Origin of the sequence: Haladaptatus sp. DYF46 (genome assembly GCF_021083305.1) — an archaeon.
In the GTDB taxonomy this organism is placed as follows: domain Archaea; phylum Halobacteriota; class Halobacteria; order Halobacteriales; family Haladaptataceae; genus Haladaptatus.
Genome location: NZ_JAJFAY010000008.1, coordinates 39,608 through 60,488 on the forward strand (window position 1 = coordinate 39,608; position 20,881 = coordinate 60,488).

The 20,881-nt window shown below is 48.1% G+C and carries 25 protein-coding genes and 2 pseudogenes; 12 read left to right on the forward strand and 15 right to left on the reverse strand.

All coding sequences use genetic code 11. The annotated features are described in order from the left end of the window. Positions 1–297: 297 nt before the first annotated feature. From LJF34_RS24660 to LJF34_RS24680, 5 genes are all read left to right on the forward strand, one after another. Positions 298–1,005, forward strand: coding sequence for a winged helix-turn-helix transcriptional regulator (locus tag LJF34_RS24660; RefSeq protein WP_231188644.1), 708 nt, complete (start codon positions 298–300; stop codon positions 1,003–1,005). Positions 1,006–1,392: 387 nt separating this feature from the next. Beyond that, positions 1,393–1,545 (forward strand): DUF1328 domain-containing protein, encoded by a 153-nt coding sequence (locus LJF34_RS24665; protein ID WP_231188646.1) that lies wholly within the window; start codon positions 1,393–1,395, stop codon positions 1,543–1,545. Between the two features lie 123 nt (positions 1,546–1,668). Next, positions 1,669–1,944 (forward strand): HalOD1 output domain-containing protein, encoded by a 276-nt coding sequence (locus LJF34_RS24670; protein ID WP_231188648.1) that lies wholly within the window; start codon positions 1,669–1,671, stop codon positions 1,942–1,944. Positions 1,945–2,032: 88 nt separating this feature from the next. Further along, positions 2,033–2,242: an SWIM zinc finger family protein gene (locus LJF34_RS24675; protein ID WP_231188650.1), complete on the forward strand. Its 210-nt coding sequence runs from the start codon at positions 2,033–2,035 to the stop codon at positions 2,240–2,242. Between the two features lie 175 nt (positions 2,243–2,417). Continuing rightward, entirely contained in the window at positions 2,418–2,702 is a 285-nt protein-coding gene (locus tag LJF34_RS24680; protein ID WP_231188652.1) for a HalOD1 output domain-containing protein, read from the forward strand. Positions 2,703–2,713: 11 nt separating this feature from the next. On the opposite strand, the gene LJF34_RS24685 is transcribed toward LJF34_RS24680, so the two are convergent. The 5 genes and pseudogenes from LJF34_RS24685 to LJF34_RS24705 form a co-directional block, all read right to left on the reverse strand. Beyond that, entirely contained in the window at positions 2,714–2,914 is a 201-nt protein-coding gene (locus LJF34_RS24685; protein WP_231188653.1) for a hypothetical protein, read from the reverse strand. Positions 2,915–3,293: 379 nt separating this feature from the next. Further along, positions 3,294–3,569: a hypothetical protein gene (locus LJF34_RS24690; protein ID WP_231188654.1), complete on the reverse strand. Its 276-nt coding sequence runs from the start codon at positions 3,567–3,569 to the stop codon at positions 3,294–3,296. Positions 3,570–4,392: 823 nt separating this feature from the next. Continuing rightward, positions 4,393–6,471: a hypothetical protein gene (locus LJF34_RS24695; protein WP_231188657.1), complete on the reverse strand. Its 2,079-nt coding sequence runs from the start codon at positions 6,469–6,471 to the stop codon at positions 4,393–4,395. A 106-nt stretch (positions 6,472–6,577) separates the two neighbouring features. Further along, entirely contained in the window at positions 6,578–7,525 is a 948-nt protein-coding gene (locus tag LJF34_RS24700) for a HalOD1 output domain-containing protein (RefSeq protein ID WP_231188659.1), read from the reverse strand. Positions 7,526–7,704: 179 nt separating this feature from the next. Beyond that, positions 7,705–7,878 (reverse strand): annotated as a pseudogene (locus tag LJF34_RS24705) (integrase core domain-containing protein); the annotation flags it as partial. On the opposite strand from LJF34_RS24705, the gene LJF34_RS24710 reads away from it, so the two are divergent. Then, positions 7,831–7,971, forward strand: coding sequence for a hypothetical protein (locus LJF34_RS24710; protein WP_231188660.1), 141 nt, complete (start codon positions 7,831–7,833; stop codon positions 7,969–7,971). The pseudogene LJF34_RS24705 and the gene LJF34_RS24710 overlap by 48 nt on opposite strands. 11 nt (positions 7,972–7,982) lie before the next feature. On the opposite strand, the gene LJF34_RS24715 is transcribed toward LJF34_RS24710, so the two are convergent. Both LJF34_RS24715 and LJF34_RS24720 read right to left on the reverse strand, forming a co-directional pair. Continuing rightward, positions 7,983–8,183: a hypothetical protein gene (locus tag LJF34_RS24715; RefSeq protein WP_231188662.1), complete on the reverse strand. Its 201-nt coding sequence runs from the start codon at positions 8,181–8,183 to the stop codon at positions 7,983–7,985. 3 nt (positions 8,184–8,186) lie between these two features. Next, positions 8,187–8,809: pseudogene (locus LJF34_RS24720) on the reverse strand (IS6 family transposase). Positions 8,810–9,334: 525 nt separating this feature from the next. Between LJF34_RS24720 and LJF34_RS24725 the strand changes: the two are divergent. Then, positions 9,335–10,162, forward strand: a complete 828-nt coding sequence (locus tag LJF34_RS24725) for a succinylglutamate desuccinylase/aspartoacylase family protein (RefSeq protein ID WP_231188664.1) — start codon at positions 9,335–9,337, stop codon at positions 10,160–10,162. Positions 10,163–10,701: 539 nt separating this feature from the next. On the opposite strand, the gene LJF34_RS24730 is transcribed toward LJF34_RS24725, so the two are convergent. Further along, the gene (locus tag LJF34_RS24730; RefSeq protein WP_231188666.1) at positions 10,702–10,992 is read right to left on the reverse strand and encodes a PadR family transcriptional regulator; all 291 of its coding nucleotides are present in this window, start codon (positions 10,990–10,992) and stop codon (positions 10,702–10,704) included. A 234-nt stretch (positions 10,993–11,226) separates the two neighbouring features. Here LJF34_RS24730 and LJF34_RS24735 point away from each other — a divergent pair, with 234 nt between their 5' ends. From LJF34_RS24735 to LJF34_RS24745, 3 genes are all read left to right on the forward strand, one after another. Continuing rightward, positions 11,227–12,189, forward strand: a complete 963-nt coding sequence (locus tag LJF34_RS24735) for a transcription initiation factor IIB (RefSeq protein WP_231188668.1) — start codon at positions 11,227–11,229, stop codon at positions 12,187–12,189. A gap of 91 nt (positions 12,190–12,280) precedes the next feature. Further along, entirely contained in the window at positions 12,281–12,538 is a 258-nt protein-coding gene (locus LJF34_RS24740) for a hypothetical protein (RefSeq protein ID WP_231188670.1), read from the forward strand. A 224-nt stretch (positions 12,539–12,762) separates the two neighbouring features. Next, positions 12,763–14,034, forward strand: coding sequence for a HalOD1 output domain-containing protein (locus tag LJF34_RS24745; RefSeq protein WP_231188672.1), 1,272 nt, complete (start codon positions 12,763–12,765; stop codon positions 14,032–14,034). A 28-nt stretch (positions 14,035–14,062) separates the two neighbouring features. Here the strand turns inward: LJF34_RS24745 and LJF34_RS24750 are convergent, their stop codons facing one another. From LJF34_RS24750 to LJF34_RS24765, 4 genes are all read right to left on the reverse strand, one after another. Next, a complete protein-coding gene (locus LJF34_RS24750) occupies positions 14,063–14,263 on the reverse strand; it encodes a hypothetical protein (protein ID WP_231188674.1) in 201 nt (66 codons plus the stop codon). Between the two features lie 78 nt (positions 14,264–14,341). Further along, positions 14,342–14,797, reverse strand: coding sequence for a universal stress protein (locus LJF34_RS24755; protein ID WP_231188676.1), 456 nt, complete (start codon positions 14,795–14,797; stop codon positions 14,342–14,344). 90 nt (positions 14,798–14,887) lie between these two features. After that, on the reverse strand, positions 14,888–15,334 hold the full coding sequence (locus tag LJF34_RS24760; protein ID WP_231188678.1) for an OsmC family protein: 447 nt from the start codon (positions 15,332–15,334) through the stop codon (positions 14,888–14,890). Between the two features lie 699 nt (positions 15,335–16,033). Continuing rightward, positions 16,034–16,324: a PadR family transcriptional regulator gene (locus LJF34_RS24765; protein ID WP_231188680.1), complete on the reverse strand. Its 291-nt coding sequence runs from the start codon at positions 16,322–16,324 to the stop codon at positions 16,034–16,036. A 505-nt stretch (positions 16,325–16,829) separates the two neighbouring features. On the opposite strand from LJF34_RS24765, the gene LJF34_RS24770 reads away from it, so the two are divergent. Continuing rightward, entirely contained in the window at positions 16,830–17,435 is a 606-nt protein-coding gene (locus LJF34_RS24770) for a cyclodeaminase/cyclohydrolase family protein (protein ID WP_231188682.1), read from the forward strand. Between the two features lie 128 nt (positions 17,436–17,563). Here LJF34_RS24770 and LJF34_RS24775 read toward each other — a convergent pair whose 3' ends face one another. Continuing rightward, positions 17,564–18,028, reverse strand: a complete 465-nt coding sequence (locus tag LJF34_RS24775) for a nucleoside deaminase (protein WP_231188684.1) — start codon at positions 18,026–18,028, stop codon at positions 17,564–17,566. Between the two features lie 75 nt (positions 18,029–18,103). Then, the gene (locus tag LJF34_RS24780; protein WP_231188686.1) at positions 18,104–18,391 is read right to left on the reverse strand and encodes a hypothetical protein; all 288 of its coding nucleotides are present in this window, start codon (positions 18,389–18,391) and stop codon (positions 18,104–18,106) included. 155 nt (positions 18,392–18,546) lie between these two features. Here LJF34_RS24780 and LJF34_RS24785 point away from each other — a divergent pair, with 155 nt between their 5' ends. Beyond that, a complete protein-coding gene (locus LJF34_RS24785; protein WP_231188687.1) occupies positions 18,547–19,326 on the forward strand; it encodes a sulfite exporter TauE/SafE family protein in 780 nt (259 codons plus the stop codon). A gap of 22 nt (positions 19,327–19,348) precedes the next feature. Here the strand turns inward: LJF34_RS24785 and LJF34_RS24790 are convergent, their stop codons facing one another. Next, positions 19,349–20,605, reverse strand: a complete 1,257-nt coding sequence (locus LJF34_RS24790) for an MFS transporter (protein WP_231188688.1) — start codon at positions 20,603–20,605, stop codon at positions 19,349–19,351. Positions 20,606–20,881 lie beyond the last annotated feature (276 nt).

The following is a 20,881-nucleotide window of genomic DNA, read 5'->3' on the forward strand; positions in this document are numbered from 1 at the left end:
GTCCAGCAGTCCACCAGTACACCGTCTCCATCGACGACGTGACTGAAAAATCGGTAGCCTGTGTAAAGGGGTCTGCCATGCTTCTTGCTATCAAACAACTCAATCCAACAAAAAGTATATTTGAATGGGGTGGCTGCTCCAGGTAGCATGGTCCGCAACCAACCGACGCCACTACTGAATGCCGAAGGAGTGTGAGAATCGGTGAATAGCCGGGGAGAGACAATGAGAAAGCGACTATCGATCGGGTTTCGTGTACTCTTTGCTATCCTAATCCTAACCGTTGGGCCACTCGCATTCGTGACAGCTGCACCCGTATCTGCTGCACCCACCGATCACACGCAGCCACAGCATGATATGAAACTCGGTGAGCGTGCTATTACTCTACCTTCATCGACTGCCCCCGGCATTCCCTTCGCCAAGATCGTTCATATCATCAAGAATAGTGGCTACGATGAGGTTAGCCAGGCATCGGTTAGTACTACTGTTAGTAACAGCTATAGTCGATACGACGATTCAGATCCCCTCGAGAACCAGATTCGCTTACAGATTCACAACGCAATCAAGCAATCACCAGGGGCGTCACTCTCGGAAATCAGCGAACAGACGGGGATCCATCGGTCGACCGTCCGCTACCATGTTCGCATCCTCGAAGAAGAACAATTAGCGACCAGTAAATCCCATCGTGGAAAACATCGGCTCTATCCGAACGATGAATCCCACTACCGACTGTCTGCTGCTCTCAACGAGGATACTCCAGCAGCGATCCTGGAAACCCTTGTCAAGCAGGGTCTCCTTACAGTAACTGGTCTCGCAACTGTCGTCGATCGCTCACCAGGGACTGTCTCGTACCATCTTGACCGCCTTGCAGCCGATGATCTCATCCAGAAGGACCGAGACGGCAATGCGGTAGCAATTTCGACCACAGATAGTGTTCGAGCAGTCCTCACCGAGCATGTGAGTGCTGATTCAGAACCTGCATCAATGTCTACCGCGAGTCTCGATTAATTCTTATTGCGAACACTTTTCGATGACTTACACGATACACTCTCCATTTTTCCTGTGTTTGAGACTCTCTGTTGGCCGTCAAACCTAACTGAACGAATCCCTATCCTCTCTTGTTGGGAGAGTCAAACGCGATAACACCCATCGATAGCACTCACCTGACGGACGTGGGAGACGACATCGACGGCGGGTCAGGTCACGAGATATTATTCTCCCATGTTTCACAAACGAACGTAGCGATCATGGTTTGGAGACCCTTTTCCCCTTTAGCAAGTGGATCAAATATCCCCATCGACTGTTAAAAGCGTATAAGTGATAAAGGATATCCATCGACAATTGGTGCTTATCCAGACGTGAAGATTATGTGCTTAGCTGGCGTATATCCATCTTATGGCAATCTTAGAACTCGCAATTGGATTTTTTGTTCTCGCGATCATCGCCGGAGTACTTGGAGCCAGAGGTGTCGCAGGGCTCTCTATGGAAGTCGCAAAATGGCTGATCATCGTTTTTGTCATCCTTGCCATCGTCTCGTTACTATTCTAACGGGCTGCTAATTAAATTCTGTAGTCGGAATCCGAAGAATGCCTCATCAGTGATCCCGTTATTTGAGAGACTGGCCAAAAGAATGGGGGACGTTCTCACCAGTGACTATACGAGGAATCCAATATGAGTGACGACCCTCCACGAATGATGCAGCTACAGACTGATGATCGTCCACTCAGTGATGCGATTCTCGCCGCAATTACGGAACAGACAGGAATGGAGCTTCTCGCCGAACATCTCCTGTTCAAGAACTTCGATCCACGGGCGCTCGATCAATTGTTTTGCTCATCAGCTACACAATCAAGGATCGTCCTCTCCACTCACGAACTATCGATTATTGTTTCCAGAAATAGACAAGTCTACCTACAGGTTGACGATAGCAAACTCCCGTCAGTGTAGCCTGGAACAGCTGATAACTACCTCTTAGTCGAGGAAATTACCAAATCCATAGCATGTCGTCAATATCGACGACGTGACCGAGGACCTGATGGTCTGTACGTGCCCGCATTACGTTCACCGGAACGCTGCCTGCAAACACATGGCCGCCGTCGAAAACGCAACCCACGACGGGGCGCTTGAGGCATTCTCGTCAGAAAACGAAGACGATACCGAACCCGGAGATTGTGACTGCAATGGTCTCGGTGGCTTCCCGTGCTGGCCATGCGTGCGAACGGGACGGAAAGAACTGCCGAACTAACCACCGCTTCGGCTCTTTTTCTTCCTGTCTCGACAATTGATGTTCTCAGATATCACCGACCAGCGAACGCTCACGGAGAGATGAAGAATCGGTGGATTTCAGAGCGGTTTTATAATTAGAGGTGGGTGAGCTAGTGACTGTCTCAGGAGGAGCTGGGTGGTCGGAGTCCGATTCAATGATTGTAAGTATGGCACTAGGAAGTGGCGGAGAGAATACGGACAACGAATCGATTAGTACTGTTATTGCGGAAACCATCGCAAACCACAAAGGAGTCGATCCGGCGGACATCGAGCCACTCTATACTACGATTGATTCTGACGCCCTCGATGCCCTCTTCGCTCCCCGAAACGATGGGAGTGCCCGAACGACTGGCCAGATCACCTTCATACACGCCGGATATGAGATAACCGTCAATAGCGACCGAACAATCACTGTTGAACTGATTGACGAGGAGGAGTAGCGTACCGCTCGTTAGTCAGAATTGCTTGCTTCAGCTTGGAACGTCACAGCGGTCAACGTGAGTGACTTGCCGCTGAGTGCGTCCATCAATTCATCATTGACGCCTTCGATCCGGCCATCGATCGAGAAGGAAATGTGCTCGTCGTCGGTTGCAATACCAATGTCTGTGAGTTCGAGATCGGCTCCATCTTGGAGTCGAATCGTGTGTTCCATACCAAAAGCCCGTGAGTGGCCCTCCTTAGTCTTCTGGTTAAGTTGTATAGAAGACAACAGAATAGACGACATACGATGTGTGAGATTCCCGAATAGACGACTGTGGAGATAGTTTGTCCTCCTCATTAACGACTGCCACTAATACGTACGTCGGCACATCGGGCGAGAACAGCACGGTAATGCCAACGCCGGCCTTGTCTTCGATGAGCCGACCACCGACTATGATACGTGTGACGGGCACGATTTTATCAAAATACCATCTATGCCTTCTGCGGGACCGATGGAATCACTTCGACGTCAAAGAGTGGGCAGACGACATCGACCCGGAATGGGAAACCGTGTACTTCGTAACTAGTGGTGTGGATACCGACTGGTGTCTCTATCTTTGTCTTTCCATCTGCTCACGGAGTTGATCAAGTCGCGCTACTGCATTTTCGGCATCATTCCCGAATCCAAATTCGACCTCTTGGTACTTTTCACAAGCACGGAGCAACCTCCGAACAGTCTGACGAGACAGCCTCGTCTTTTGGCATACCTCAAGCAGTGTTGTTGCTTCTTTAGCGATGTTGATGATCTCTTCAACGGTATACTTGCTTGTTGCAGGGAGATATGCTTCTGGACGTTTGCTAACACCCGGTTTGGACCCTTGTGACATGAGTCTCCAGCACACAGTCTATCTACTAAACTGTATTTATTCTCAACACACTAAAAAGGAAAGTGAATCAGTAACACACAGACGGAATGAAACAGTTGAAACACCGGTCCACGCCAATTTATAGGTCTCTTCAGGGTTTTGTCAACCGACATAGAAACGGAATCGTGTCGACTTGTGGCCTAGAATTCGAGACACTACGGTAGCGATATGGAGCTCACCGAGCCAATAGTGAAGATGTTTTCCAGCAACTACGATATTGAAGAATATCGTATGTATTGATTATGTCACGATGGGTATCAAGCTACACTCAACCATTTCGGCTAATGGCTAATTTCAAAAAGGAAGATCTGACCAGCTTCTCAAAATCTCGGGGTTTCTATTTCTGAAACCACTCAATTTGGGGATGGATATTGACTGCCTTTTATACCAAGAGTTGCTTACCGCACTAGTAGGCTGTGCTTACTTGCGGTGGTAGCATGGACATTGGATGGTTAGCTCATACGACTCTGCGATGGTAACTGAGTACACCCGATTACTCACACCGCTTAGTATCGATGATCAGGCGGTTTTAGGCTTCTAACGAGGAAAGGCCCCATTTCCCCGAAAACTACACCAAAATTACAAACCATTATTTCCCTACATTGTTTAGCAAAAGCTAAACGGAACTCTTCCCATGCTACGCCTGCAATGACAAAGAGTAATGAGTCGTTAACGGCGTACCTGGCAGAGAACCCGCGAAAGGCAGGAGTGGTGTTTACTATTTGTCTCCTCCTCACGCAAGCTGGCAATGCAGCAGCTGCTCACGGCACGACAATTGCATAATTCAAAAGTTGTCGAGGTCAATTTTAGTTGACCAATAGATATCATTTTCATACACTACCGGAAACGGCTCTAAGCGTAAGAATTGAGCTAACGCGTCTTTTGAGAGTGTAATCGATGGAAGATCACCACCAGACAGGAAATAAGATTGAATCTTGTCGAGATATGGCCAGTAGTACGAACCCATTCCTTTTTCCAGTGTTGGATAGGTCGTCATCTTGACTCGGTAGCCTTCTTCAGATGAAATGGGTTCAATTGCACAAACCATGGGCGTCCCGCTCTCACTCTGAGTGATCTCGATGCTTCCATCCCCCAGTACAATATACTGGTTACCAACTATTTGCTGTTCACGAGCGATCGTAAGTGCCGATCGGAGTGAAAATCCCCGATTGAGAAGGCGTGCAATCAGCCGCCCGATTGTAGTTGCGTTTTTATTCCCGACGTGGCTGTACGTGACTACTCCACCGATACTACCTGCATCAATGAGCCGCATGCCCTGCTCGTATGATCGGCATCCATTCAAGAGGAACGTATCGATAGCCACATCATCAAGCGTTCCAGCATCCAACCCACCGTCTCGACAGATGAATTCGCTATCATCTATATGTCCAATATAGTGGAAAAAGTCGGTTTCAGTCGATAAAACCGTTCGCAACTCATCGACTGAGAGGTTTCGATGTACTGTAATGTCAAACTCGAGCTCATCCCGTTCTCCATAGAGACTATCACCAGCATCAAATTCAGCATTCATCTCTGGTTCGTTGCAGACAACGGTAATTCTGATTCCTTCCGTCGATGAGATTCGTTCGAGGTTATTTTCGAATGACTTCTTTATGATTTTGTTCGCACCAACTGGATTTCCTGACCCGATCCACGCTTTTTCGAGTGATGTCGTTTCAGGGGGTGCGACGTATGATTTCTGCTCTGAATTTGAGCCACCTCTATTTTCTACTTCTGTCCCCCGCAAGAACCCACGAATCCCTTTCGGGGGTTTTAGGTCGGTTGCATTGGATCGCTTGTTATCAGTGACACGAATGAGCGAGAAGTTATTCACTAGATATGGGAGTGATTCAATATTGCGCAGTTCGTTCGTCGCATACGTCGTTAACGACCATTTCGGAAGATGCTCTTGGATTGCTTCGAATGACACCGCAAGATACGCTTCGAGTTGTTCGGCAATCGGTTTCTTGTATAGTTCATCGAAAGCTAAATCGATCTGTTTCTCGATTTTTTGCCGCTCATAGAGCTCAACTGGATAATATCCCTCTGTGCGCGTGACACAATCAAAAAAGAATATTTGTTTAAGAACTCGCTCAACTTCGGTCTGAAATTCCCTTTCTGATCCACCAAGAGAATGAGAGAATCCGTTTTTCGTGAGTAATTGGGGACGGTCTCCAGGAATTACGGTTGCGCCTAGATAATATGCAAGTGTACTCACCGGGTAGATCATTTCCAATTGTGGTGGGACTTCAATAACTACGCCAGTGTCCGGCACTGATACGCTGTCTGGGATAGAAAGCTCTTCCCCAAGTTCGATTTGTGGTGGATGGCCTCGGAGCGAAGGTAGTGATCGTTCACAGCTTGTTGTCTTAAGTGCTGAACCGAACATCGAAATTGCGCTCATCATATCAGATGGATCATCCGGAGTAATGATCGTTGCACCTGGCCGTTCGTGGTACGAACGAGCACCAATCTCCACCTCTACTTCTGATCCAAAGTCTAGCTCCATCCGCTCTCTTGATGATGCAATCGTGAGTTCACTGTTCAATCGAAGAAAAACTTTGATTGGACCATTGAGTTCGACAAGATACTCGCGGTTTGAGAGTTCTTCATATGCAAACTCTTCGGCTTGAGTGAGGATATCTCCATCTGGAGTCCGGACATAGATACCAACTACATACGGCAGTAAAATCCTCTCTGTCGTCAGTGATATCGCGTTATCAACCGGGAAATAAAACCGATCGGTATGAGTTTTTGTAAGTTGGGAAGCCGTTGATAATTGGAATGGATAATGGCGTCGCTGAATCGGGTCAATAATCGTGACACCAGTTGGATCCTTAGATAGATGAAATACTGGTTTCATTTTGCCTATCTCCGGTGAGTTTCGGAAGAGAGTATCTGGAAAGCCGCGCTCAAATGTATCCTTTTCTCTCTCTCCGCGCACAACCAAGTATTTTGCATGTACAAAGTTAGAGTGGGAACCACCGAGTAGTGTGATCAGTATCGTGAAGATGCAAGCGCTGTTTTACACCATCAGCTTCGATTTTAAGTTCGATAGTGATATCGAACTTCGATTGGAAGGTTTGCAATGGTTGTGAACGAAGCTTCCCTGGATAAATATAATGCCCTAATCCTTGAACATCCCGAATCGTTTGAGTGATAGTGGTGATAAACCGATCAACTGTTTCGGTGTTCTTCTCTTCAAGAAGGAGACGAAGAGAATCAAAGCAAAATCGAAGTTCCGCCGGATCAAATCCGTTCTGCTGGTGCTGTAACTGTGACACCTGATCTTGTATATAGGTATTGAACTCCTCGAAAGTGTCGGCTACGATTATTTTGTCTCTCTGTTTTGATTCGCTTGCTTGCACTTGCACAGTTGATCGAGCCCCTGCCTCATGGACTACAATGGTAGCTGATTCATTCGGACTTCCACTAAGGGCGAGCTGCGTGCGGGCAGTCTCTGGGCTTTTTCCATATTGTGAAAAGAGAAATGTACGGTCACGTGTGGGGTCTCCTAAAAGCTGTACGCTTATTTGATCAAGCATATCCTCCGGAACATCACCAGCAAGTAGAACATTGCCTCCAGTTCGTTTTAAATGGCCAAGCTCCGACTCGATGGTGATCTTTCCATCTCCTTGAACGGTGATGTAGTGACCAGCAAAAGCAAACGTTGTTTCACCATTCATCCGTGGTATACCCTCTTGTCGTGGTTGAAACAGATCCTCTAGCGCGTCTGGGTCGACGCTTTCATAGAGAGAGACAGGAATCGCCGTTGAATCGACTTCAGCATTCTCCATCATGGTCTCAATAATTGTTGTACCCAACGATTCGCTGCTTTGCCAATCATAGTGAATTTCGAGTGGTGTTTCTACCCCACATAAAAATGGGATATTGTCTCCTTCTTTCTCCACACTCATGGTCCTCTGAGTCACTAGAGGGGAAGAAGTAAAAATCCATGTGATAATTAACGAACAGTACGATTATAGATTTCAATAGTTGTCTGATTTTCATATCTATATAACAATATCTAATAATAGTGTCATTAAACTACTTCTCACTGTATATCATATTTACTCTTTTCTATAGTTGGCACTGTCTAGTTTAGCTCCTCTTCAACAGGCGTTCGGTTGTTGAGCGATTGATGCGGTCGCTGATGGTTATAGTAATGCACAAACTGTTCAAGCCACCGCTGGACGCTCGGCCGACTGCCCACCCACGACGTATGGAAGCGGTCGATCCGCTGCTTGAGCGTGTGAAACCACTTTTCGATCTGTCCCGTTTCGAGTATTTAAAACCCACCGATGCTCGCTATGCTGAATTCGATGAAGAAGTGTTGAGAGATGGTTGCAGCAGCTGCAATTAGATTGAAATCTGTTAAAGCGTTCCTTTTCGACGGCGGATGATCAGTTCGCGGATCCGTGCTTCGTGGTCAATCTCACCACGAAAGAAGGCAGTCAGAATCGCCTCAACGACCTCTGACCGGCTCGCTTGTAGGTCAACACACTGTTCGGTCACGCCATCCAGATCGTCTACGAGCTCCTCTGCAACGGACACTCCAAATTCTGTTTTCGACATCGGCTAAGACCACCTAAGATAGTGTTGCAGCTGCTGCACGTTAATTTGTTGGCTTGGCTGGTCAAGTGCTTCTCCCCGCGACCCTACCATTTATATACTCGAAACGGGACAGTTTTCGATCAGGTTTCGCTCTGTGTAGTCGAGCCGACCGCTCAACCCGATCCGAAAGAGGGTAGTCCGATATCCATAGCCATCAACGAGAAACACGGCGTCCGAGAGATCGTGTTTCTCGGCCAATCCAGACAGAAACGCAGCCGCTTGATCAGTGCCATGCTGATCAAATACATCGATACCGAGCAGCAGTTTTGTTTCGGTGTCTATTGCAGCGTACACCCAAGACCATTCGCCATTGATTTTGACAGCGGTTTCGTCGACCGCGACCCGCGTCGGCGCTGCCGACGGCGGGTCGGAAACGCTGTCAGATACCCGATGAACCCATTGAAAAATCGCTTGATGCGACCGTTTTACGCCGAGGAGCGCAAGAATTGATTTGTTTCCCTGAGCGAACAACCGGTCGCGTGAAGCCGGACGGCGAACGCCCTCACGGGCGTCGCCGTCCGCTCACGCTCCCAACATTCAAGCGTAGCCGTGTCTAAACTCTTTTTGAGCAGGTTTGAGAGTAGCATGAACAACTAGCTCTTCGACCTGCTCGTCCTTATCTATACAGTGCCGTGCGTTTCAATATGCGTGATTGATTCTATATCTGAAGTAGAACGCGAGACGCCGACAAGGCCGATTTCTCTATTTACTCGATTTTACGCGGTTGACTTCCTGTGGGCAGTATAAGCGGCAGTGGAATCACCCCGGTCCCCAAATCAATCTGTGTGCTGTTCGTACGTGGTATTAGGAAAAGTCCCCAACAATCTCGTCTTGTGGAAAGGAGGTAGAATATTCTACTCTCATTACTATTTTGGAGGGCTAGCCTACGGAAGACAAACACAACCAGTATCTTGATTTATCGTGCAAAGAGCCACTCTCTTGGAAGATTTTCGGATACTATCTAATTATAACTCTGCTCACCAAACCTGGAGTAGTAGTGACTGTTCTTGTATTTTCGACACCAATTCCCATTATTATTCATGGGTAATCCTTCAATCGGTAATATCAATCGGTCTATAACTAAACCAATTCAACTCTAACTATTGTATGTCATGTCGAAGCAAAAGACGGGAAATGATGCACAGACATCCCAAACACGTCGTTCATTGCTACGCCGTACTGGATTAGCACTCGCTATGTCGCCTGCAATACTCGCTACGCAGGAGACAAGCCAGGCGGCAATACAAACCACCTATACAATTCGCGATGATACGCCGGATGAAACCGACGTGTACGTCACGGATACCCAGAATTCCGGCTCGACAGCGGTCGTTGTCGGTGGTATTCATGGGAACGAACCAGCAGGCTATGAAGCAGCGGAGGATATTAAAACATGGTCGATCGACCAGGGAACACTCATCACAATTCCACAATCGAACCCGGTAGCGATTCAACGCGGTACCTATTCCAATGATAATGGTAACCTAAATCGGAAGTTCCCATCAGGAGAAGAGCCGACAACGCCACTTGCACGTGTGATCTGGGGTGTTATCGCGTCCTACGACCCTGACGTTGTGATCAATCTCCACAGCTCGAAAGGTATCTACAATGAAGATGTCGGTCCTGATGGTACTGGTCAAGCAATCTATCCGACGACCGCTTCGGGCGCTGCTCAAGACGCGGTAAGCACAAAGGACTACATGAATCAGTATCATCTTGACGACTCTCTTCCGAACTATTATCGGTTCAAGCGTGGAAATCTGATTGATGGAGACCGCCCACTACTTATTCACAAAGTCGACGCTGATCTTAACCAGCCAGGGTTCATCGTTGAGACGACTCGTTATGGAACAGATCTCCAAACACGCACCGCCTGGGAACTCAATATCGTTCGCCATCTACTCCGGCGGTATGGTATCCATCGGACCTACGAGAACTAGTGCGACTTATTGAGAGCGATGGGCAGACAATTTTTGGGACGCTTCAATAGCAGAACAATGGTCGCTGGTACGACCTGATGTGGACTACAAGCGACGTCTTCCTTGCGTGTTTGACCGTTCCCAAATCTGGCGATTCAATCTTCGAAACTGTCACGCTGGGATGCTCGGTACTCGAAACAAAAGGTGGGATTATCAAACACGAATTCGTCTTCGGCTTGTACCGATTCATATTACTAGCGACTGATCCCTTCTTTACGATCAATTCCCGTATTACACCGTCTAAGTGGTGAGTTGTACATCGACCACTCGAAATTAGGTGTATTCACACCCGCTTACTGCAACATGAGGCAGTAGGACGGGTCTCAACTAAGTTAGGCCGAGCTCATTGTCGTATTTATCTATAAGTGACAGCGGAATCAGCAGGGTCGCCGCCCTCGGCGGAGCACAAATCTTTCTCTGCCAGCACGAAGCCCACCCAGACGTCTTCGTACGACGATTTGTGCCCACTGTGGGTACAGAGATGACTAGGGAACGGGGTATCAGGCTATCGCAGCTTCTTGCTCAAGATATTTTTCTTCCCAGTCTCTTCGAGCGTCGATTTCCCGCTGCCCACGCTGTGTCAGTGTGTAGCTGTTCGTCCGGCGGTCTTTTTGCCCTTTCTCAAGCAGTCCTTTGTCGACGAGTGAATCCAGATTTGGATACAGTCGTCCGTGATGGACTTCTGTGTCGTAGTAGTCTTCAAGCTCTGGTTTGATCGCGAGTCCGTGTGGTTTATCTAATCCATTCACGACGTACAGGAGGTCGCGTTGAAAGCCAGTCAGATCGTGCATTAGTATTCAAATAGCCATCATCACTTAACTATTAAATTCTTTATGGCACATTGAAGTTCACAGCAATTGACTCTCTGCGAGCTGAAAGCTGGCGACAGTACAGCTTGCTCCCTTTCCATGAGTAAATCAGACCATCCCTGATCGGAAATCGAGATAGATCGACATCACTCTCACTAGAATCCGCTGTGCATCAGACAGAGAACTTAACCGCGTCGAACCATCAATTGTTACCAAATGACGCGCCTTACTCGTCGGCAAGAACGCGACACCGAGACCGAACGCACTGCCGATGAACAAGAGGACGTCCAGAACTGTCCTGAGTGCGAATCGCAAACCCTTATCACAACTGCAGACGGGAGTGAGGTTGTCTGTGAGCACTGTGGCTTGATTGTTGAAGAGGACACTATCGATCACGGGCCCGAATGGCGGGCCTTCAATCACCAGGATCGCCAACAGAAATCACGTGTCGGCGCCCCAACTACACAGACAATGCACGACAAGGGGCTGACGACAGCCATTGATTGGAAGGATAAAGATGCCTACGGTCGCGCTCTCTCGGCCAAGAAATCCCGGCAGATGAACCGACTGCGCACGTGGCAAGAGCGCATCCGAACGAAAGATGCTGGTGAGCGCAACCTGCAGTTCGCCCTGAGTGAAATTGATCGGATGGCGAGTGCACTTGGTATCCCACGCTCGATTCGTGAAGTCGCTTGTGTGCTGTATCGGCGGGCGCTGGATGAAGACCTGATTCTCGGCCGCTCGATTGAGGGAATCGCGACCTGTTGTTTGTATGCGGCGTGTCGCAGTGAGAATCTCCCTCGCAGTCTGGGGGAGGTTGCGGAGGTGTCGCGTGTGGAGCGAAAAGAGATCGGCCGATCGTATATCTATCTTGACCGAGAACTTGGCCTCGAGATACAACCGGTGAACCCAAAACAGTATGTCCCGCGGTTTTGCTCGCAACTCGGGAGCAGTGACGCCGTTGAAGCGAAAACGAACGAGATCCTCGATAATTCGCTAGCACAGGGGTTGCTCTCGGGGAAATCACCAACTGGGTACGCCGCGGCCGCAATTTATGCCGCCTCATTACTGTGTGATGAAGATCAGACACAGAGCGAGATCGCTGCGGTGGCGCAAGTCACCGAAGTGACCATTCGCAACCGGTATCAAGAACAGATCGATGCAATGGATCTCTCCTAATGGTTGTAGTGCATGTCTGTCAAAATCGACAGAAAGAAGAGGATTCACAACTGGGCAGAGCGTTTAGGTTGACTCCACCCCTATATAGGGGATGCACACACCACACGAACTAGAAGATTTGGCCAGGGATCAACACAATATTTTGATCTGCAAACAAGAGCATGATGGTGAAGAGATTCTTGCTGTGGACTTTGGTCGAAACGCTACTGATCTTTTACTCGATATTGTTGGCGGTACTGCAATCGTCGTTGTTGATACTGAGCAGTTTGATTTCGAAGTGCCGACTGATGCAGACGAAATCACGGTCAATAATGGCATACTTACTATCAAACAAGCTATCCAGCAATAGCGAATGATTCAGTGTGATATGTATGTGATAGTTGACGCTCCTCACGGGAAATGATAGATAGACGGACAAATAGTGGTCTCGGCTCCAATTAACCTTCACTCCTTCAAGAAATGGTCGGCTATTGTGATAGAGATATTTCTAGAACCTCAAATAACTCATAAAAAGAAACTCGTTCCCACACCGATAGGCTTTCAATTGTTCACCGCGATAGAATCTCTATTACCATGACCAGCGAGCAGCACTCCATTCGAGATATCTTCCGGTCACAACACTGCCAGCACTTCAGTACGACCGAAGATACCACGGATACTCTTGATATTCGGCTTAGCAAAGCCATGGGGACTGTGCTGGAGACCGATCCACGCACCCTTGATCCACTGTATACTGTGATTAACCCCGAGGCTCTCAACGAACTGTTCACTCTGCAGTCTTCTCATCAATCCTCAACTGAAATCATCTTCTCGTGGCATGATCATGCCATCCGTATTCAGCAACCAGGTGAAATTCAGATTACCAACGAACCACTTGTCCCAAAGCTTGACGCAGATCTGCCATTGGCAACCGAGTTCGCTGGCGCTCCATTTGGATCAACAGATACGATCTCATACGAGTATGCACCAACCGATGATCTCGGGACAGAGGTCGTCCTCGCTGTTGCGAATGCGAGTGGGATTGATACTCAGGAGGTAACAGAACGACTCGCTGATCGGATCAATCCAGACGCACTTACCGACCTGTTTCAGCCACTAGCCGATGGGACACCGCGAACCAATGGCTATGTGTCGTTTGGATTTGAGGGGTATTTCGTCACCGTTTCAGGCGATGGAATGATTACAATCCGGTCCGAACTTGCACAACTCAAGGAGCAGGGTGGAAATATTCTGGTCGCTGGCGATGTTCCTCGCGACGTTTTCAATGATGAACGTTCCTACCTCATGCAAGATTACGACGCAACCCGTTATGATCTCTTTGCGATGCTTGACCACTCTCCAACGGCACTGCAACGGCAAGCAGTACCAGCACAGCCAACGCCTAGCCACGTTGAGGTTCTTGATTTTCAAGAAGCGACAGTGCGCTCGACGGCTGTGCCAGCAACCAGTCTCCACGAAAAAGCCCAGATCTTCCCCATTACCGGAACTCTGAGTGACCTTCAAAATGCTCTCATTCAGTCAATAGCACGGCAGGATAGTCATGTAGGAGATATTGGGACTATTGATGTTCAACTCTATGTTGATTCGCTTCAGCCGGTGATGGAAGCACCATCGACTGACATAGCGACGTTTTTGACCCCTATCTGTCGTGCTGTACGTGGTGTCGAGGGACTTGGCTATTATACGCTTCCATGTGACCGGGACTCACTACCGGTGCATGAAATTGAATCCGTGTTCGACGCCGTGATTGAGCTTCGTGTGAGTGAACGCGGTCCCGAACAACGCTGGGTCCTTCGAAAAACAGGATATACAACAGAGTGGTTCCCAATAATCAAACGTGAATAGCAGAAAAATCAGTAGTTCATTTATTTGGTTAGTTTCGATCGTCGTCCTGCGCTTCAAATGTGATTGCCGCCGGGCGGAGTGATTTATCCTGAAATACCTCCATGAGTTCGTTATCGATATTTTCGATCCGTCCATCGATCGAGAACGCGATTTGATCACCCTTTGTTGCGACATCAACATCTGTCAGTTGGAGGTCAGTACCATCCTCGAGCCGTACCGTATACTCCATGAAAGAAAGTATGCCCGCTCTACTCTTTTCGCTGTCGGTGACAATAATGGCAGCGAATTGGATATTGCCCGGGTAACTCTAGTCTGTTTCGTCGAGCTGAACAGCTAATATCGGCACTTCTGCGGTTCGAACTACTTTTTCCGCGACGCTTCCAAGCAACTGCCGATTGAGGCCAGATCGGCCATGTGTGCCGATGACGATGAGATCAATATCTTCCTCGGTTGCATATGACTGTATCTCTTCGTGGGGACGGCCATATTCGACGATTTCTGTCGTTGTGGGGACTCCAGCGTTGTTCGCTTCTTTTGTAACCTCGCGTACGAGCGCCTGTCCTTGCTCATCAAGCTGTTCATGAACCACATCTGTTGGTACGCCTTTGACTGTTGGTGTTGCAGTGAGTTCGACTGCAGACTGGTCGATCACGTGCAGGACATGCAACTCTGCATCGTACGTTTGGGCATGCCCAATTGCCTGTTCGATCGCGGTCTTTGTCCCATCGCTTCCATCCGTTGGCAGGAGGATTCGGTCGTACATTATAATTCTAGTACAACACCACACGGAAAATAGCTACTGGCAGACCACCATTTTCGCAGTGAACGAATCCACCGTTGATGAGCTTTCCAACTACGGATCAACCGAGAGCTGAACTGCGGTCTCGTTTTTCACGTTGTCAGATACGGGGCAGCGCTCTTCAACTCGCTGAGCCCATGTTCTGATCGTTTCGTCATCTGCATCCGCATCAACATCCATTGTCACGGTGATATCTTGTAGCCCGGTTCGGTCATCGTCATCACCGGCGAATGCTGATTGGTTGAAATCTCCCTCTATAGCGATTTCAAGCTGATTAATTTCGAGATCCATCTCGGTCGCGATCTGCTGGCCAGTGACATTGAGACAGCCTGCTTGTGCCACCAAGAGGTACTCTAGCGGATTTGGTCCTTTATTTGTCCCGCCCATCTCTTCTGTCTCGTCCACCGTGAGTTCGAATCCCCGTGTTTCGACCGTCGTCCGTGTCGGGCTTTCTCGCTCTGCGTTGATGTCGATGGTTAACTTGCTCTTCGAATCGCTCATGGCGACACTGCTACTGTCGCGATCTGCATAAACTATCTGGCAATGTGAGTAGCGAACCTGTGCTTATCGGACGTGTCTCTCCGAGTTGGACGCAATCTCTCCAAGTACGCCGCTGACAGCTTCTGCGACTTCATTAAAGCGAGCCATCGTTACCGAATCTGTCGTCACGTAGGTCCCGTGCGTGCCAACGATGATGCGAACGAGATAGCCATTCTCGAACGCACGCATTGTATACTGGTAGTCACCGAGCTCGGACCATTCGTACGTGCGTTGGGAGCTGAACCCACCACGTTCATGTTCAACGAACGAATGTGGATCGGTTCCTCGTTCGAGATCATCTCGTAAGTAGAGATGCTGATAGTCGTTCGGTGAGAAATACGTCACACTCCGGAGTTCGTCATCAATGGCCGTCCGACAGACGCGGAGCAGCTGCTCTGTTTCGTCATCCGTGAGTGGGTGTGACATACTCGATGTCGTGTGCAGTGTGTTATCAATTTTATTGCCTCCTGTGAATCACCTAACTACATCTATAACCAGATCGGAATAATCTATCGAGCAAAAATACGTGTGTATACGTTGGTGGTGTCTTGTGTTCGATTTCATCGTCGCTAACAGCTCACTCGTACTTCCAGCAAGAAACTGTTCGATCCCCCTTTTGAGAAAGCGATTTACGAAAATGGAGGCTACGGAGTGCGGGTGTTAGGCTGTCGGGGCTTCTTGCTCAAGATACTCTTGTTCCCAGTTTCGCCGGGCTTCGATTTCCCGCTGTCCACGCTGAGTTAGCGTGTAGGCGTTCGTCCGGCGGTCTTTTTCGCTCTTTTCGATCAGTCCTTTATCGACTAGCGAATCCAGATTTGGATACAATCGCCCATGGTGAATTTCTTTGTCGTAGTAGTCTTCGAGGTCGTCTTTGATAGCAAGTCCGTGTGGGTCGTCCGAACCCCCTACAACGTACAGTAGGTCACGTTGAAAGCCAGTTAAATCGTACATTGTTCTCCCACTAGCTATTATCACTCATTTATTAAATCACTTGTGGGACACTGAAGCTCATAGGATTACTGAAGAGTCCCCAGATCGCCTGTAACGCAGAGAAACTTGACTTCAACTTGAACTCGAATATTCTCATGATTGCTGTTAGTACTGGCTCAAATCGGAGGTGGCTGTAGAGATAGACCGCTCCCATGATTACGGCCTGCACAATCGCGACACAACCAGGGTGCTTAGGAGTTGTTCACCAACTACGTCTGTGCTTATGCTTGTGTAGCTATGAATGTGTTTTCTCCACATGATCAGATAAATACCCAGTTAAAATGGTTCTATAGATAGCTACGTATAGTTTTCCAAATTTTAATGGGAATATACTAAAGGAATCCTCCTCAGTCATTGGTATCCGTAGTGGAGGGCTAGGAAGCGTTCTGGTTCGATTGGTATCAGCCTCGATAACGTGAATCCCCTGAGAAATAGATACTTGAATGCGATCAGAGTATCTATTCGTATGAGCTACCGTGATCAATCTCTCGGTGGATTTCTCAGCAACATAGCGTCAACAGAGGTGACTCCTGCTGGAGGCACATCCGCAGCTGTCATTGGAGCCACCGGGGCATCACTCTGCGAGATGGTTTGTCTTCATACAATTGGAAAACAGGAGGCTGCAGACGTGGACAGAGAGTTAGCTGATATTCGAGACGATCTCAGAACACAACGGAATCAGCTGCTGGATCTCGCTGATACAGATGCAGAAGTGGTGGACAAACTGATAGCGACATCCGAAGAGAATCAATCCACAATGAAACGTGCTACTGGAGTACCACTCGCGGTTGCAGAAGCATGTTTGAATATCATTGATCATGGACCAACGGTAACGGAGAGGGGTAATCAGAACGCTATCCCTGATGCTGGAGCTGGTGTATTTTTCGCTCAATCTGCCCTTCAAGCGTCTATCTTTATCGTACGAAGCAATTTAGAGCAGATCACAGACCAATCCTTTGTTGATGAAGTCGAACTTCGTACAACCGAAATTGAACGAGCAGCGGAACAGTCGTATGAACAGGTGATACTCAATCTTGGGAGGACCAGTGACCACTCTCCTTGCCGGTCTTGATTGAGAATCCTTAATTACCAAAAGTTGTCTCCGGTTGTTGTCTGTGACGACTATTTGATCAGGTATTGACAGGGATAGGGATCATGATTAGCGTGCAGTAATGGAATTAGATCCATGACTGAAATAGTTCACCAGTCAAATTCATCGTGAATCTGTCGTCCCTCATCATTCAGGATCGGGCCAACGACGTTGCTGATGCCGTTGAGGATTTCTCTCGACCGTACTGATGGTTTAGTTCCTGTGAATTCTACCATTTCATTACTACTGACACTATAGATCACCTGTCCGAAGCCAGCTGTAACCATCCCACCAGCACACATCGGACATGGCTCTGTACTCGTATACATAACCGTCTCAGCTCGCGACTCTTGAGTTAATTCTTGACATGCTCGGTAGGCAAGATGAAGTTCAGGATGTCGGCGAATATCGTTCTTTGTGAGGACATGGTTTGAATCAACCATGGTGACTTTATCGTTGCGGACGAGTACGCTACCGAATGGACGATCACCGCGGTCAGCGGCCTCACGTGCGGCATCGAAAGCTTGGCGCATATGCGAGTCATGATCGAAATCGTCGAAATTTGAGTGATGCATGCCTATATGTTGGTTTGTATCCTTTAAATACCTACATCAGTGTCCTTCTAAAATCACAACTTCATTTTGTATTTCTCATGCTTCAATTTTCATTTCATTCAATGTCTCACAGATTTCTTCGACTTTTCTTTCCAGATTGTCGACGAAATCGTTTGTCTGGTTAGTGGTGATTGCTCCTTGATCAGTTGGCTCGATCAAGTTTTCCTCTTCGAGCACACGTAATGAATAGCGTACTTTGTGATGTGGATAGCCTGTCTCATTCGACATCTTCACAATACCTATTGGCTCATGCTGAATAACCAATTGCATGATTTGGAGATGCCGCGTTAGCATTTCAACTTCTTTCTCAACACTATCAATCATGGTAGTTGCTAGCCTACGTCTCGGACAGGTTTAGTTTTTGGTGTTGAAGAACGGCATTAGACTCCTTTGCTTACATGCTAATCGATCTAAGCAAAAATTAGAATTGTGATCGGTCTTCACAATACATATCTGGCCACGGTAAGGCGTTATAGAGAGTGCTTGGCTTTGCATTTGGGTTTCGTCTTTTGGTATTACTCGTAGCAATTGCATTTATTTCAGGGATCGGAATTACAACGCTAGGGCCGGGCGGCATTTTTGTAACGATTGCATTGTACTCTCTGACATCAGTATCTTCAGGGGTGGTAGCTGGGACTGCTCAAGCGACGTTTATCGCGACTGGATTCGTTGGGAGTATTGCGTACGCATATTCTGGTGAACTAACCTCAGATCATACTCGTATAATGGCACTTATACTGAGCGTCTCAAGTCTTATCGGGGCCTTTCTCGGTGCGTATCTGAACGCTTTTGTCCCAAGACCAATCTTTGGACTATTACTTGGTGCTGTTGCTACATTGACTGGTGCCACTATCATCTATCGTGAGGCACGTGAGCTTCGCCCCCTCTTCAAGTTAAAAACAACAGTATGGCAAGGTCGAGTTGGTCTTGGTATACTAGGATTCACGCTTGGCATTGCCAGCGGCTTGTTGGGTGTTGGAGGACCTGTTCTAGCAGTTCCAGCATTGGTTTTGATCGATGTTCCAATGTTGAAGGCTGTTGCTATCGCGCAAGTACAATCGATCTTCATTGCGCTGTTTGCAACTACGGGGTACGCACTTCAAGGAGATGTATCGCTTCCACTTGCAACGGTGATTGGTATCCCGCTTCTTATAGGTACTTTAACCGGTTGGAAAGTTGCTCATTTGATTAATCCCGCTAAATTAAAGGTTGCATTGGGATTTATTCTCGCCGCTGTTGGGCCATATCTCGCTCTGTGAGTATAGATTTCATGTTATGCTATCACTGATCGGAGATGCATATTTCATTACCAGGTTCTGGAGCCTGCCAAGCCACGCCAACACCGATTACTGCTAGACACCCTGCAACAAAAAAGGCGGTATCGAAACCGGCAGCATCGACGATTGCGCCCCCAGCGGTTGGGGCGAGAAATGCACCTGCAAGCCCCACGCTCGTTTGAAATGCCACGGCCGTTGCAGCAACCCGTGGGTCGACTAGTTCCCGAACGTAAGTGAATGATAGACCAAGTGTGAGCTGGATTGCAAATCCAGAGATCAATAGTATTGCAATCAGTGTAACGACTGACCGAAGATGAGTGAAACTGATGACCAGTGGTGCGGCTATAAAGAAGGAACCCAACACTACTGGCCGACGTTGACCGCGGAAGAGTCGGTCCGAGAGTGGTCCGCTGCTCATTCGTGCAAGGATTCCAACTGCAGGAAATAATGCAACAAGCAGGCCGCTGAGCTCCAGTGAAAGTCCCACACTTTCAGTGAGATATGACGACCCCCAACTGTTCACAAATAGATAAAGAGAGTAGCCGAGAAATCCTAATCCACCAACGAGCCATACGCTTCGGTTCTGAAGAACGCTTCCGAACTCCCGGAGTGTGGGTGCAGACCCGGCACTATATCCAAGACCGTTGCTTGTCGGCCAAAACAAGAGCAGACCGATGAGGGCGAGACTGTTGAATGCGATGAAGATAGCCGGCCACCCAAACCAAGCCGTGATGATTGGGCCTAATCCCTGTCCAAGGGCAAATCCAATCGGGCCACTTGCGGTAAACATACCGACGGCAGTCGCCTGTTGGGAACTATCGACAGATCGACCCACAATATCGATTCCTGCATTCCATACGATCACGTACGCGATGCCGCCAAGTGCGCGTGAACCAATAACCGACCAGTAGTTACCGTTCTGGCCACCAACCCATCCCCAAATACCAGCGACCATGAGTGTAAGAACGGCGATGCCCATTACTGATCGAGTGTTTGTACGATCGAGTATCGCACCGACAGGGAGACTTGCGATAACGGCAGTGCCGAACATTATGCTGACAATCAAACCAGTGGCTGTCGGGCCACTGTGTAGCGATTCACGAATAACTGGAATTACACTCGCGGGAACGATCTCGTATGCAGCAAGGCCGGTCGAAATGAGACTTGATCCGACAACGAGTCCCCACACTTCCCATTTATTCTTGTTCGTGGTTTCATCATCGTCAATCGTTGAATTGTCGACGTCTGTTTGTTCAGTCATCGCTCAAAAAGTAGTGTTGAGATTGAGTCCCCACCTGAGTATGTCGTAATATTATTTTGCACGGTCTATTATTCTCTCTCAATTCCTTGTATATTTGTATTTCTTAGCCGTTCTTCAACCCTTATTCTGGCAGCCAGAATGATATCACCTCCTGTTGAATAGCAAAGGGTGTTATTTCATAGCGGTTAAAAGACAAACCATGTTGCCCAGTAATACCTATCTTGGCGGATTTTATTTGATAAATAATACTACTATTTTATGCTATCAAGGGGGTCA

What these genes read in the sequence shown, in the direction of transcription:
- LJF34_RS24665 (WP_231188646.1), top strand. Translation starts at nt 1,393, where the DNA reads ATGGCAATCTTAGAACTCGCAATTGGATTTTTTGTTCTCGCGATCATC.
- LJF34_RS24670 (WP_231188648.1), top strand. Translation starts at nt 1,669, where the DNA reads ATGAGTGACGACCCTCCACGAATGATGCAGCTACAGACTGATGATCGT.
- LJF34_RS24675 (WP_231188650.1), top strand. Translation starts at nt 2,033, where the DNA reads ATGGTCTGTACGTGCCCGCATTACGTTCACCGGAACGCTGCCTGCAAA.
- LJF34_RS24680 (WP_231188652.1), top strand. Translation starts at nt 2,418, where the DNA reads ATGATTGTAAGTATGGCACTAGGAAGTGGCGGAGAGAATACGGACAAC.
- LJF34_RS24685 (WP_231188653.1), bottom strand. Translation starts at nt 2,914, where the DNA reads ATGGAACACACGATTCGACTCCAAGATGGAGCCGATCTCGAACTCACA.
- LJF34_RS24690 (WP_231188654.1), bottom strand. Translation starts at nt 3,569, where the DNA reads ATGTCACAAGGGTCCAAACCGGGTGTTAGCAAACGTCCAGAAGCATAT.
- LJF34_RS24695 (WP_231188657.1), bottom strand. Translation starts at nt 6,471, where the DNA reads ATGAAACCAGTATTTCATCTATCTAAGGATCCAACTGGTGTCACGATT.
- LJF34_RS24700 (WP_231188659.1), bottom strand. Translation starts at nt 7,525, where the DNA reads ATGAGTGTGGAGAAAGAAGGAGACAATATCCCATTTTTATGTGGGGTA.
- LJF34_RS24710 (WP_231188660.1), top strand. Translation starts at nt 7,831, where the DNA reads ATGGAAGCGGTCGATCCGCTGCTTGAGCGTGTGAAACCACTTTTCGAT.
- LJF34_RS24715 (WP_231188662.1), bottom strand. Translation starts at nt 8,183, where the DNA reads ATGTCGAAAACAGAATTTGGAGTGTCCGTTGCAGAGGAGCTCGTAGAC.
- LJF34_RS24725 (WP_231188664.1), top strand. Translation starts at nt 9,335, where the DNA reads ATGTCGAAGCAAAAGACGGGAAATGATGCACAGACATCCCAAACACGT.
- LJF34_RS24730 (WP_231188666.1), bottom strand. Translation starts at nt 10,992, where the DNA reads ATGCACGATCTGACTGGCTTTCAACGCGACCTCCTGTACGTCGTGAAT.
- LJF34_RS24735 (WP_231188668.1), top strand. Translation starts at nt 11,227, where the DNA reads ATGACGCGCCTTACTCGTCGGCAAGAACGCGACACCGAGACCGAACGC.
- LJF34_RS24740 (WP_231188670.1), top strand. Translation starts at nt 12,281, where the DNA reads ATGCACACACCACACGAACTAGAAGATTTGGCCAGGGATCAACACAAT.
- LJF34_RS24745 (WP_231188672.1), top strand. Translation starts at nt 12,763, where the DNA reads ATGACCAGCGAGCAGCACTCCATTCGAGATATCTTCCGGTCACAACAC.
- LJF34_RS24750 (WP_231188674.1), bottom strand. Translation starts at nt 14,263, where the DNA reads ATGGAGTATACGGTACGGCTCGAGGATGGTACTGACCTCCAACTGACA.
- LJF34_RS24755 (WP_231188676.1), bottom strand. Translation starts at nt 14,797, where the DNA reads ATGTACGACCGAATCCTCCTGCCAACGGATGGAAGCGATGGGACAAAG.
- LJF34_RS24760 (WP_231188678.1), bottom strand. Translation starts at nt 15,334, where the DNA reads ATGAGCGATTCGAAGAGCAAGTTAACCATCGACATCAACGCAGAGCGA.
- LJF34_RS24765 (WP_231188680.1), bottom strand. Translation starts at nt 16,324, where the DNA reads ATGTACGATTTAACTGGCTTTCAACGTGACCTACTGTACGTTGTAGGG.
- LJF34_RS24770 (WP_231188682.1), top strand. Translation starts at nt 16,830, where the DNA reads ATGAGCTACCGTGATCAATCTCTCGGTGGATTTCTCAGCAACATAGCG.
- LJF34_RS24775 (WP_231188684.1), bottom strand. Translation starts at nt 18,028, where the DNA reads ATGCATCACTCAAATTTCGACGATTTCGATCATGACTCGCATATGCGC.
- LJF34_RS24780 (WP_231188686.1), bottom strand. Translation starts at nt 18,391, where the DNA reads ATGATTGATAGTGTTGAGAAAGAAGTTGAAATGCTAACGCGGCATCTC.
- LJF34_RS24790 (WP_231188688.1), bottom strand. Translation starts at nt 20,605, where the DNA reads ATGACTGAACAAACAGACGTCGACAATTCAACGATTGACGATGATGAA.